Source organism: Burkholderia sp. 9775_39 (assembly GCF_015712225.1).
GTDB lineage: Bacteria > Pseudomonadota > Gammaproteobacteria > Burkholderiales > Burkholderiaceae > Burkholderia > Burkholderia cenocepacia.
This window is the reverse complement of sequence record NZ_JACCQC010000049.1, coordinates 15,334-27,964: the sequence shown is the minus strand read 5'-3', so window position 1 is coordinate 27,964 and position 12,631 is coordinate 15,334. Positions and strand designations below refer to the sequence as shown.

At 68.7% G+C, this 12,631-nt stretch carries 10 protein-coding genes; 6 read left to right on the top strand and 4 right to left on the bottom strand.

What is annotated here, in order from left to right:
• The first annotated feature begins 44 nt into the window (after window positions 1-44).
• From H0X90_RS34300 to H0X90_RS34290, 3 genes are all read left to right on the top strand, one after another.
• Window positions 45-1,550, top strand: a complete 1,506-nt coding sequence (locus H0X90_RS34300; RefSeq protein ID WP_230877733.1) for an amino acid permease — start codon at window positions 45-47, stop codon at window positions 1,548-1,550.
• Between the two features lie 135 nt (window positions 1,551-1,685).
• Window positions 1,686-2,954: an FAD-binding oxidoreductase gene (locus H0X90_RS34295; protein WP_034203275.1), complete on the top strand. Its 1,269-nt coding sequence runs from the start codon at window positions 1,686-1,688 to the stop codon at window positions 2,952-2,954.
• Window positions 2,955-3,080: 126 nt separating this feature from the next.
• Window positions 3,081-3,755 carry a TetR family transcriptional regulator gene (locus H0X90_RS34290; protein WP_006491110.1) on the top strand — a complete coding sequence of 225 codons (675 nt, stop codon included), beginning with the start codon at window positions 3,081-3,083 and terminating at the stop codon, window positions 3,753-3,755.
• 65 nt (window positions 3,756-3,820) lie between these two features.
• On the opposite strand, the gene H0X90_RS34285 is transcribed toward H0X90_RS34290, so the two are convergent.
• The gene (locus H0X90_RS34285; protein WP_060210951.1) at window positions 3,821-5,611 is read right to left on the bottom strand and encodes a phospholipase D-like domain-containing protein; all 1,791 of its coding nucleotides are present in this window, start codon (window positions 5,609-5,611) and stop codon (window positions 3,821-3,823) included.
• Between the two features lie 105 nt (window positions 5,612-5,716).
• A complete protein-coding gene (locus H0X90_RS34280) occupies window positions 5,717-6,475 on the bottom strand; it encodes a DeoR/GlpR family DNA-binding transcription regulator (protein ID WP_006491117.1) in 759 nt (252 codons plus the stop codon).
• A 202-nt stretch (window positions 6,476-6,677) separates the two neighbouring features.
• Here H0X90_RS34280 and H0X90_RS34275 point away from each other — a divergent pair, with 202 nt between their 5' ends.
• The 3 genes from H0X90_RS34275 (at window position 6,678) to nadE (ending at window position 8,973) form a co-directional block, all read left to right on the top strand.
• On the top strand, window positions 6,678-6,863 hold the full coding sequence (locus H0X90_RS34275) for a hypothetical protein (RefSeq protein WP_006480515.1): 186 nt from the start codon (window positions 6,678-6,680) through the stop codon (window positions 6,861-6,863).
• 200 nt (window positions 6,864-7,063) lie between these two features.
• Window positions 7,064-7,933 (top strand): DMT family transporter, encoded by an 870-nt coding sequence (locus H0X90_RS34270; RefSeq protein WP_077190181.1) that lies wholly within the window; start codon window positions 7,064-7,066, stop codon window positions 7,931-7,933.
• A gap of 191 nt (window positions 7,934-8,124) precedes the next feature.
• Window positions 8,125-8,973 (top strand): ammonia-dependent NAD(+) synthetase, encoded by an 849-nt coding sequence (gene nadE / locus H0X90_RS34265; protein ID WP_034203272.1) that lies wholly within the window; start codon window positions 8,125-8,127, stop codon window positions 8,971-8,973.
• Between the two features lie 74 nt (window positions 8,974-9,047).
• Here the strand turns inward: nadE and H0X90_RS34260 are convergent, their stop codons facing one another.
• Together H0X90_RS34260 and H0X90_RS34255 are read right to left on the bottom strand one after the other, a co-directional pair.
• Entirely contained in the window at window positions 9,048-10,724 is a 1,677-nt protein-coding gene (locus H0X90_RS34260) for a S10 family peptidase (protein WP_006483848.1), read from the bottom strand.
• Window positions 10,725-10,797: 73 nt separating this feature from the next.
• Window positions 10,798-12,387: a protease pro-enzyme activation domain-containing protein gene (locus H0X90_RS34255; RefSeq protein WP_048987877.1), complete on the bottom strand. Its 1,590-nt coding sequence runs from the start codon at window positions 12,385-12,387 to the stop codon at window positions 10,798-10,800.
• Between the last annotated feature and the right edge of the window lie 244 nt (window positions 12,388-12,631).

Here is a 12,631-nt window from a genome sequence, read left to right as displayed (position 1 = left end):
GCCCGTCCGGCTCGCCGCCCGCGAAGCCGTCCCTTCACCGCGCGTTGCAGGCCCGCCATCTACGGATGATCGCGATCGGCGGCTCGATCGGCACGGGCCTGTTCGTCGCATCCGGCGCATCGATCTCGCAGGCCGGCCCCGGCGGCGCAATGGTTGCGTACATGGTGATCGGCCTGATGGTCTATTTCCTGATGACGAGCCTCGGCGAAATGGCCGCGTTCATGCCGGTATCGGGCTCGTTCGCGACCTATGGCGCGAAGTTCGTCGACGAAGGCTTCGGCTTCGCGCTCGGCTGGAACTACTGGTACAGCTGGGCCGTGACGCTGGCGGTGGAGCTCGTCGCCGCGCAGCTCGTGATGCACTACTGGTTTCCGCACGTGCCGGGCGTGTGGTGGAGCGCACTGTTCCTCACGCTGATCTTCGCGCTCAACGCACTGTCGGTGCGCGGCTTCGGCGAAGCCGAATACTGGTTCGCGCTGATCAAGGTGCTGACCGTGCTCGCGTTCGTCGGCGTCGGCCTGCTGATGATCTTCGGGATCATGCAGGGCGGCCCGAGCGCCGGCTGGGGCAACTTCACGATCGGCGACGCGCCGTTCGTCGGCGGCTGGGCGACGATGCTCGGCGTCGCGATGATCGTGGGCTTCTCGTTCCAGGGCACCGAAATGATCGGCGTCGCGGCCGGCGAATCGGAAAACCCGCGTACGACGATTCCGCGCGCGGTGAGCCAGATCTTCTGGCGCATCCTGCTGTTCTACGTGTTCGCGATCGTCGTGATCGGCGTGCTGATTCCGTACACCGATCCGAGCCTGCTGAAGAGCGACGTGACCGACATCGGCGTGAGTCCGTTCACGCTGGTGTTCCGCCACGCGGGCCTCGCGTTCGCGGCCGGCGTGATGAACGCGGTGATCCTGACGGCCGTGCTGTCGGCCGGCAACTCGGGCATGTACGCGTCGACGCGCATGCTCTACAACCTCGCGGTCGAAGGCCGCGCGCCGAAGCTGTTCGCGAAGCTGTCGCCCGGCGGCGTGCCGCGCAACGCGCTCTATGCGACCACCGCCGTCGGCGCGCTGTGTTTCCTCACGTCGCTGTACGGCGACAAGACCGTCTACCTGTGGCTGCTGAACACGTCGGGCATGGCCGGCTTCATCACGTGGCTCGGCATCGCGATCAGCCACTACCGGTTCCGCAAGGGTTTCCTGAAGCAGGGCTACCGGCTCGACCAGTTGCCGTACCGGTCGAAGTGGTTCCCGTTCGGCCCGCTGTTCGCGTTCGCGCTGTGCGCGGTCGTCGCGCTCGGCCAGGACTACCAGGCGTTCCTCGCCGACCAGATCGACTGGGCCGGCGTCGCCGCGACCTACATCGGCCTGCCGTTCTTCCTCGCGATCTGGCTCGGCTACGCGCTTGTGCGCAAATGCCGGCTGGTGCGCTACGAGGACATGGAAATCGCGCCGTGGATCGAACGCAACGCGACACGCGAAGCGACCGAAAAGGCCGATACCGGCTATCCGGCCTACGTCGCCCGTCCGGCCAACCCGACGCCGGGCGCCTGACGCCCGGTCACGCGCCGGCCGCCGCTCCTGCGCGGCGGCCGCTGCGCTAAAAACCCCATTCGACGCGGCGCGCGCGTTCAGGCAAGATCGACGCGCGCCGTCCGCTTTTCCGCCGTCACGAATCACCGAAAACGCATGCAGAACTTCTACGAAGCCACCGTTACCCGCCAGCCCTACCCGCAACTGACCGGCACGATCGATACGCAGGTCTGCATCGTCGGCGGCGGCCTCGCCGGCCTGTGCACGGCGCTCGGCCTCGTCGAACGCGGCGTGCACGACGTCGTCGTGCTCGACAGCGAACGGGTCGGCTTCGGCGCGTCGGGCCGCAACGGCGGCTTCGTGTTCGGCGGCTACAGCCTCGACAACGCCGACCTGCTGCGCACGCTCGGCCGCGACGAAGGGCGCCGGCTATACCGGCTCACCGTCGACGCGGTCGACCTGATCCGCGCGCGGATCGCCCGCTACGGGATCGACTGCGACATCGTCGACGAGGGCGTGATGCTCGCGAACTGGTTCGACGATCCGTCGCGGCTCGACGGTGTGCGCACGCTGATGAAGAACGAACTCGGCGTCGAATGGGAGCCCGTCGCGACCGGCGCGCTGCGCGAGCGGCTGAAGACGCAGCGCTATTACGGCGGCCTGTTCGAGCCGAACGCATTCCACTTCCATCCGCTCAAGTACGTGCTCGGCGTCGCGGCGGCCGCCTCGCGCGGCGGCGCACGCGTGTATGAGCGCTCGGCCGCGCTGAACATCGCCCGCGACGGCGCCGGGTACGTCGTGCGCACGGCGCAGGGCGCGGTGCGCGCGAAGGATGTCGTGTTCGCCGGCGGCGGCTACGCGCGCGGCGTGTCGCCGCGCATCGAGCGCGCGGTGCTGCCGATCGCGACCTACGTGATCGCGACCGAACCGCTCGGCGCGCGCCTGCCGGATGCGATCGACGCGCCGTACGCAATCTACGACACGCGCTTCGCGTTCGACTACTACCGTCCGCTGAAGGACACGCGGATCCTGTGGGGCGGCCGGATCTCGGTGCTCGACCGCGGCCCCGACGCGATCGCGCGCCTGCTGCGGCGCGACCTGCTGCGCGTGTATCCGCAACTGGAAGGCGTGAAGGTCGACTACGCGTGGGGCGGGCTGATGAGCTACGCGCGGCACAAGATGCCGCAGATCGGCCGCGACGCGGACGGCGTGTGGCACGCGATCGCGTTCGGCGGCCACGGGATGGCGCCGACCACGGTGGCCGGCGAGACGCTCGCCGCCGCGCTGGCCGAAGGCCGGCCGGTGCCGGACGGCTTCGCCGCGTTCGGGCTCACGCGCACGTTCGGGCTGGCCGGACTCGCCGCCGCGCAGCTCGCGTATACGGCGTACCAGGCCCGCGACGCGCTCGCCTCCTGCCGCCGCTGAGCGCCCGCGACGGCCGAAACGACCGCGCCGGCGGCCTTGCCGATTAGAGCGGAAGGTCGGCCGGGCGGCCATTTCCCGCATGCTAGAATGCCTTTTCCAAGCCGCCGCGAACCACAATAAAGTCACATGAAAGCAGGAAGCAAGGCCGCCACGTCCGACACCCGCGCGCTTGCGTCCGATGCGCGGCGTAAATACGATCCCGAGCAAACCAAGCGCAACATCCTCGATGTCGCCACGCAGGAATTCTCTGCGATGGGCCTCGCCGGCGCGCGCGTCGACGCGATCGCCGAGCGCACCAACACGACGAAGCGGATGCTCTATTACTACTTCGATAGCAAGGAAGGCCTGTACGAGGCCGTGCTGGAGAAGGTGTACGGCGACATCCGCGCGCTCGAGCAGGAACTGCACGTCGGCGACATGGAGCCGCGCGAAGGCATGCGCCGTCTCGTCGAATTCACGTTCGACTACCACGACAAGCATCGCGATTTCGTGCGCCTCGTGTCGATCGAGAACATCCACGGCGCGAAATATCTCGAACAGCTCAAGTCGTTCAAGAACCGCAACGTCAGCATCATCAAGACGCTCGAGGAACTGGTCGAGCGCGGCGCGGCCAGCGGCGCGTTCCGCAAGGACATCGACGCGTTCGACCTGCACCTGCTGATCAGCTCGTTCTGCTTCCATCGCGTGTCGAACCGCTACACGTTCGGCGCCGCGTTCGGCCGCGATCCGTCGGCGCCGCGCCTGCGCGCGCGCCATCGCGACACGATCGCCGACGCGGTGCTCCGCTACGTCGCCGCGTAAGCGGCGCCAGCAGCCGGCCGGGGCGCGACTCGTTCGCGCCCTTTGCATTTCGGCGTGTCAGCCCATCAGTCCGTCGGCGCGGTCGACGCCAGCGCGATCCGTGCCTTTTCTTCCGGGCTGCCCGCCACGTAATACTTCTTCGCCCAGCTCGAATCGGGCGCAAGCGCGAGCCGCGCGTGCGTACCCGCGCCCGTACCGTGCTGCTGCTTCGCGTGGATCGCCAGCGCGCGGGCGCGGTAGTGCTCGTAAAGCCGCAGGAATTCCGCGAGATAGATCGCCGCGATCCGCTTGTCGCGGATCTCGAGCAGGTTCTCGTCGTTGTACTGCTCGGAATTGCGGCTCATGTTCGCCGAGCCCGTATAGACGACCGGATTCGCGCCTTCCGCATCGATCACGATGAACTTGTGATGGATCACCACGGGCGGAAAGGCCGGCGCCGGTTCGCCCGGGAAAAGCCGCAACTCCGGCTCGAAACCTTGCGGCACGGTAGCCGGCGAGAAATACGACGCATCGATCACGTCGTGGTTGTCGCGGCTGCGGTGGTACAGCTCGAGGTTCGCGAGCGTGGCCGCATCGAGCGACTGGCCGGCCTGCTGCGCAGCGTCGGCCTTCGTTGCGCTGCCCGCGTTGATCCGGTTCACGAGGCCGAACATCATCAGCCCGCGATCGCCGGCCGCGAAGCATGCATCGCGCAGCGCCGCGTCGGTCGGCATGAACAGGCAAAACGACACCGAATGCTTCGCGGCCGCGATCGCGGCGACGATCGTATCGATTTCGGTACGCTGCCCCGCCGGCTCCGGCGAGTATGCGACGCGCACCTGCGCGCTGCCGATCGTCATCGGCGCCGACCAGCCCGGCGACAGTCGCGCGGTCTCCGCGATCGACGGATTCCCGGCCAGCGCGTGGGCGCGCTCGTTGTACAGCGCGGCGAGCGCGGGCGAGTCGAACGCGTGCAGCACGTTGGCCTGCTCGGTCAGCCCTTCGGTCGTGAAGTTCGCGGAACCGGTCAGCACGCGCGCGGGCGCCGGGTTCGACGGTGCATCGGTCACGATGAACTTGTCGTGCATGATGTGCGTCCGGTCGCGCGGCGCGAGCGTCGCGAGGCCCTGCAGCGCATCGACGGCCGGCTGGTTCGGCGACGGCAGCGGCGGCTTGCCCTTGCGCGCCGTCGTGTGCGCGTCGTAGACGATCGCGAGCGACGCTGCGCCGTGCCGGCGGCCGAACGCGTCGAACGCGGGCAGCGCCCACAGCGAGTCGGTCAGGTGATAGACGGCCGACACCGCGCGCGACGCCGGATCGAGCATCTGCGCGAACACCTGCTCCATGTCGTTCGCGAGCCACGTGCGCAGTTTCAGCGCCTGCGCGGCGCTCGGCGCCTCGTTCGGCGCGAGCCCCAGCGCAGCAACCTGCTTCGCGAACGCCTGCGAGCTGACCACCGCGCGGTTGAACCACGTGCCGATGCCGTCCTCGATATGCGCGGGCAGCACGACGTCGCACACGCCGGCTTGCGCGTCGAGCACCTGCAGGTTCGCCGGCGTGCCGACGACCGGATAGACGTCGTAGCGGAACGACGCGTCGCGGTCCTGCGGATCGATGCGTGCATCCCACCACATGAATTTCTGGATCGGCGCCTGATCGGTCGGCGCATCGCCCTGCGTGTCGGCGGCCGGGCCGTCGAACGTCAGGCGGTTGGGCAGCCAGCTGTCCGGCGCACGCGTCTTGCCGTCGGCCGACCAGAAGCCCGGCGTGCGCCGGATCGCGAAGCCGAGGAAATCGGACCGCGACGCCGCATCGGGCCAGTCGAAAGCCAGCAGGACCAGGGTGGGGGAAAGATAGCTGCGCACGCTGACGGTCATTCGTTGCTCCCTGGCCTGACGGCCGGTCGAGGTGAATGAGTCAGTCTCGATGGCGGTTCTTCCCGCGCGATGACCGTTCGATGAACCTTGTATGTCGGACGCGCGTCAGTCGCACACGAGCAGCTCGATCCCGCGCGCCGTCAGCGCGCGGCGCACGGCCTTGTCGGGCGCGCGCTCGGTCACCAGATAGCGGGCGGCGGCCGCGCCGTTGATCCGCACCGGCGTCACGCGGCCGAATTTCGAATGGTCGGCGACGATGATCGCCGTGCCCGCCGCCGCGATCATCCGGCTGCGCACTTCGGCCGCGAGCCGCGAGTAATCGGTGCATTCGCCGTCGGGCGTGATGCCGCCGGCGCCGACGAACGCGAAATCGACGTGGTATTGCGCGAGCTGGTGGATCGTGTCGAGCCCGAAGGTGGCGTCCTCGTCGTCGGACAGCTCGCCGCCGAGCAGCGTCACGCGGTTGCCGTTGCGCCGCGCGAGCACGAACGCGGTACGCCAGTCGTTCGTGTAGATCGACAGCCGGTGCCGGTCGGCCAGCGCCAGCGCGACCGCATGCGGCGTGCTGCCCGAATCGATCAGCACCGATGCATCGTCGGGCACGAATTCGGCCGCGCGCCGCCCGATCGTGCGCTTCGCGTCGGCGTTCGCGGCCTCGCGCTCGGACAGGCTCGGCTCGCGGCGATCCGCGGCCAGCGCGCCGCCGTGCGTCATCACGAGCAGCCCGCGCGCGGCCAGCGCGTTCAGGTCGCGCCGCACGGTTTCGCGCGACACGTCGAGCGAACGCACGAGTTCCGCGACCGACAGCGCGCCCGATCGTCCGAGCTCCGACAGGATGTATTGATGACGTTGTTCCGCCAGCATCGCGTGTGCGCCCGAGGCGACTGGTAATGGGTAAGCCGGCCATTGTATTACGGACGTTTGACGACCATTTGACGACGCCGGGAAGCGCGGCCGGCGCGTTTCCCGAAAGCGAAATTCAGTATTGTCCGGCGCGCGCGAATCCGTGCGGCGGCGGGCGCTACACTTTGCGCTTCGCCGAACGACCAACCAAGGGGCTCGCGCCATGTATCGCAAAGGCAGTGTGATCGAAATCCAGTTTCCGCCGGAACGCCTCAACGACGCGGCGGGTGATCCGTACTGGATCGACCTGACGCTCGACGAAGCGCGCCGGCTCTACGAACAGCTCGCCGCGCGCTTCGCGACCGACGCGCGCGCCAACCAGCCGCTCGACACGTTCTCGATCGACTGATCGTCGCCGCTGCGCGCCCCTCCGCGCAGCGGCGTGCGGGGCACGCATCCCCACGGCACCACACATCCGGCGCGCGCTGACCGCCGGCACGATCACGCATCGCGTGGCACGAGTGCAGGATTCGACAAGACGCCGGCACCGCTTCGTCCGATACTGGCCGACTTTCCGGTTCTGTCCGGCCGCCTCGCGGCCCGTCACGCATGCTTACCTCGATCGTCGCCGCCGCCTTCGTCGCGCTCTGGTCCACCGGCTTCATCGTTGCCCGGGCAATCAAGCCTTACGCCGACCCGAACCTGTTCCTGCTCGCGCGCTTCGCGGGCACGGCCGCGTTGTTCGGCGTGGTCGCGCTCGTCGCGCGCGCGCCGTGGCCGGCCCGCCGCGAATGGCCGCGCCACCTGATCGCCGGCGCGCTGCTGCAAGGCGTCTATCTCGGCGCGAGCTACTGGGCCGTCGCGCAAGGGTTGAATGCGGGCGTGATGGCGCTGCTTGGCGCGCTGCAGCCGCTCGCCACCGCCGTGCTCGCGGTCCCGCTGTTCAACGAACGCCTGCCCGCGCGCGGCTGGCTCGGCATGGCGCTCGGGCTGGCCGGCGTCGCGCTCGTGCTCGCGCCGAAGGTCACGGGCGGCGTTGCACCGCCGCCGGGCGCCGCGCCGGCGTGGCTCGTCGTCGCCGTGTCGGTCCTCGCGGTCGGGTCGATCACCGCCGGCTCGCTGTACCAGAAAGGCAAGCTCGCGCAGAGCGACCTGCGCACCGCGGTCGCCGTGCAGAATTTCGGCGCGGCGATCGTCGCGGCCGTGTTCGTCCTGCTGCTCCATGAAACCCGCTGGATCGGCGCGCCGGCGCTGTGGGTGTCGCTCGTGTGGGGCGTCGTGCTCCTGTCCGGCGGCGCGGTCACGATGCTGATGTGGATGCTGCGGCGCGGCAATGCGGCACGCGCGACGTCGCTGCTGTTTCTCGCGCCACCGCTGACCGCGCTGCAGGGTTACGGGCTGTTCGGCGAAACGCTCGCCGCGATCCAGCTCGCCGGCTTCGCGCTCGCGCTGGTGGGCGTCGTGCTCGCGCGGCGCTGACGCCGCCCCCGGGCGCCTACCCGGCCGCCCTTCGCGCGGCATCCTGCCCCCGCCCGGCGCACCGTGCACCACGGCGATGCGCCGCGTCTCGTCGATGCAACGCAAAACCGCCGGATCGCCGGCCCGGCGCGGCGGCACACCACGATTGCGCTTATGATGGGCGCCTTGCATTTCGTTCCGGAACTTCCTTCATGACATCCGCCGATTACGCCAGCCGCCAACGCGCGATCATTGCCGAACTGAACGTCGCCCCGCACTTCGACGCCGAAGCCGAAATCGACCGCCGCGTCGATTTCCTCGCGCAGTACCTTCGTTCGACCGGCCTGCGGACCTACGTGCTCGGCATCAGCGGCGGCGTCGATTCGTCGACGGCCGGCCGGCTCGCGCAACTGTCGGTCGAGCGCCTGCGCGCCGACGGCTACGATGCGCGCTTCATCGCGATGCGCTTGCCGAACGGCGTGCAGAACGACGAAGAGGATGCACAGCGTGCGCTGGCGTTCGTGCGCGCGGACGAGGTATTGACGGTCGACGTGAAGCCGGCCGCCGATGCGATGCTCCGTTCGCTGGTCGCCTCCGGCCACGCGTTCGACACCCCGGCGCAACAGGATTTCGTGCACGGCAACATCAAGGCGCGCGAGCGCATGATCGCGCAGTACGCGGTGGCCGGCGCACGGCGCGGCATCGTGATCGGCACCGATCACGCGGCCGAATCGCTGATGGGTTTCTTCACGAAGTTCGGCGACGGCGGCGCGGACATCCTGCCGCTCGCGGGCCTGAACAAGCGCCGCGTGCGCGGGGTGGCGCGCGCGCTCGGCGGCGAGGAGCTGATCGTGATGAAGGTGCCGACGGCCGACCTCGAGGAACTGCGCCCGCTGCGCCCGGACGAGCACGCGTATGGCGTGACCTACGACGAGATCGACGATTTCCTCGAAGGCAAGCCGGTCGCCGACCGCGTCTACGAAACGGTGCTGCGCTTCTACGACGGCTCGCGCCACAAGCGCGCGCTGCCGTACACGATGTTCGACTGGCCGGCCGCGTAAGCCGGCCCCCGGCTACCGACATACCGCCGCGCGCACCGTCACGGCCGCGCGCGGCACGCTCGGGACGGGCAACGCTACGCGTGCCCACCCGTCTTCTTCGCCTGCAGTGCACGAATCCGCATCCGCGCGCCCGTATCGCTGACCGTCGCGTCGTACATCGTCGCGAGATCGCGCTTGAGCGCGGTGCGCGAGCCACCGTCGAGATACACCATGTGCCCCGACGGATAGAACCGCGCGGACAGGTTCTGCCGCACCTTCTGGTCCTCCAGCGGCATCTGCTGCAGATCGATCACGGTCTGGTAGAACGGCGTGACGAAATCGTAGAAGCCGTTCGCCGACAGCACCTTCAGGTCGACGTTCAACGCCATCACCGCGGCGAGGTCGCCGGCCGTGTAGAGGATCACGTTCCCCTGCGCATCGATGCCCTGCTGCGCGCCGGTCGGGTCGATGTGGCTGAAATCCCAGTTCTGGAACGCCTGGTCGTTCAGGTCCGTGAACGCGGAGTTCGACGTGAACTTCAGCTGCTCGTTCAGGTAGCTGTTCCACATCGCCGTATAGACGCCCGTCACGGCCGTCATCGTCGGATCGTTGCCGCCCGAATTCGGGTCGATCTTGCCGGCGATACCCGACGAGATTCCGGTCACGCGGCCGTCGTACGAACCGAGCGCGAGCCCCTGCGCATGCAGCAGCGTCGTCAGGAACAGCGAATTGCCGCGCGCGTCGTAGCCGGCGATATTCAGCCCCCACGACTGCAGCGTCGCCGTATCGATGCCCGTGTATTGCGACAGTTTCTGCACGGTGGCCGGGTTCGCATGCGGCACCGCGCGCAGCGCGCTCAGGTAGTCGGTGCGCGCGAACTGCGCGACCTCCTCGACGAACGCGCCGAGATCGCTCGGCGGCGGCTTGATGCCGAGTTTCTTGTGATACCACGCATCGGCCGCGGCGGTCGGCAGCGTACCGACCGGGTTGCCGGCCTGCCGGTAATCGAGGATCGACGATTGCAGCGTGACGCCGTTCAGGTCGACGCCGTCCTCGTGCAGCTTGTACGCGAGCACGCAGCTGCGCGCGGTGCCGTACGATTCGCCGAACAGGTATTTCGGCGAATTCCAGCGGTTGTTCTTCGTCAGGTAGCGCTTGATGAACTGCTTCAGCGAATTCGCATCCTGGTCGACGCCCCAGAAGTCACGGTTCTTGTTCGGCGCGACGGCCGCCGAATAGCCGGTGCCGACCGGGTTGATGAACACCAGGTCGCTGTGGTCGATCATGCTGTCCGGGTTGTCTTCGATCTGGTACGGCGCGGGCGGCGTGAAACCCGGCATCGACGTCTTGATGCGCTTCGGCGCGAACGAGCCGAGCAGCACGAACACCGACGACGAACCGGGCCCGCCGTTGTAGAAGAACGTCACGGGCCGCGTTTCCTCCTTCGCGCCGTCGGCCGTGAACGCGACGTAGAAAATCTTCGCGGCCGGCTGCGAACTGCTCGGATCGACGGTCACCAGATGGCCGACCGTCGCCGTGTACGCGATGCGTTTCCCGTCGATCAGGATCGTGTGGTGCGTGATCGCGGCCGCCTCGGTCGTGTCGGTCACCGAATCGTCCGGGCCGTTGCCGTACGCGACCGGGTCGAAGAACGGCTGGTCGCGGCCGTGGCTCAGCGCGACCGGGTTGATGGTCGGCGGCACGCCATGCGAATTGTGGTCGCCGTGATGCAGCGGATACACGCCGCCGGAAGATGCGGAATCGATGCCCATCGTGCTGCTCCTGGAGGTGAAAAAAGACGCGGGCAGACCACCCGCGTCGAACGGAAAGGCGTGCGCCGGCGCGTCAGCTCGACGGCTTGCGCGCGAGGATCGTGGCGAGCTGCGCGCCGTTCGGGCTGCCGAGCCCCGTGCACGCGTCCCAGCCCGACGCGGCCGCATAGGTGCCGTTCGATCCTTTCGTGATGTCGCGCAGCGCGCCCGGATGCTTGTACAGCACCGGATTGATCCAGCCGGCCGACGCGCCGGCCGCCGCATTGATCCGCGCGATCAGCGCGGCCCACAGCGGCGCGACCGCGCTCGTGCCGCCCATCACCGCGGGCGTGCCGGCCACCGACACTTCGTAGCCCGTCTGCGGCGACGCGTCGCCGGCGACGTCCGGCACGCCGCGCTTCGCGAGCGGCGTGCTGCTGCCGTCGGCGCGCGCGACCTTCAGCCCCTGCTGCCACGCCGGCAGGTCGAACAGCGCACTGACGCCGCCGCCACCCGCGCCGCCGCCCGACGCCTCGTCGTTCCACGTGACCTCGCTGCGAATGCCCTGCCCGGGCAGCGCGTCGAGCTGCGTGCCGCCGCAGCCGAGCACGTACGGGCTCGACGCGGGGAAGTCGACGTGATCGGCGCCATCCTGCAACCCGTCGCCCGAGCCGCTGTCGCCGGACGCCGCGCAGACGGTGATGCCCTGCGCGGCGGCCGCCTGCAGCACGCGGTTGAACGCGTGTGCGGACTGCGCCTGCCAGATCGCTTCCGGGCCGCCCCAGCTGATCGAGATCACGGACGGCTGGTTCGTCTTGTCGGTCACGGCCGCGTTGACGGCCTGGATGAAGCCTGCGTCGCTGTTCGGCGCGAAGTAGACGGCGATCTTCGCGGCCGGTGCGATCGCGCCGGCGATTTCGATGTCGAGCGCGACTTCGCCGTCCGGGCCGTTCGGCTCGCCGGTCGGCGCATTGCGGCCGGTGCCGACGTTCACGTCGACGAGCTTGGGCGGTGTCGTGATGCCGAGCCCGCGGAAATACTGCTGAATGTCGGCCGCGCGATAGCCGCCGCCGAGCTCGATGATCGCGATGCATTGCCCGGCGCCGTCGCCGGCCGGAAAGTCGTACAGCGACGCAAGCTGGATCGGCGTGAACGTGACGGCCGCCGCGCCGCGCGCCGGCTTGAACGGCGGACGGAAGCGGAAGTGCGGCCGCGCCTGCGGGCGACTGTCGAGGCCGAGCACGGCCGTCACCGCATCGCCGAGCTCGTCGGGCAGCGCGATCGGGCCCGAGCGGCCGCGGTATTGGCCGATCGAACGATGCTCGAAACGCTCGAGCTTCACGCTGAACGCGGTTTCGAACTGCCGGATCGTGCCGGACAGCACGACGACGCTTTCGACCGGATCGACGCGATCGACCGTCAACTGGTGACGTCGCGCGAACGCCTCGGTCTTGCGGATGTCGTCGGGATTGGCGGAGAAACGCTGCGCGAAAGCGTCGCGCGACACCGGTTTTGCGCGGGCGTCGCCGGTGGCGAGCTGGTGAACCAATGCATCGAGTTGCCCTTCTTCCTGCCGCCGCAACATGATCGTGACGTGAATGCGTTCTGCCGGATCGCACTGGCCGAGGCACTTGGACTCGGCCACGATGCGGGGCTCACGGTCGGCTTGAAGATGCCTTGCCATGTTCAGACCCTCCTTGGTACCGCGTTGCACGGAACAGCCAGGAAATCGGACATAGCCTGCGGAAGACGGTTCCGTTCGGTCAGTCGGTTCGCGACAGCGCGTGTGCGACCGCGCGAAGTTAAAGGAAGTTTAGAACAGTCAGACGATTTGCGCGCACGCCCTGCTGCGGCAAGGCATGCGCGCGAAGGCCGGCATTGCGCGCGGCCTGCATCGATCCCTCACGGCGCGCCGCAGGGCCGATCGG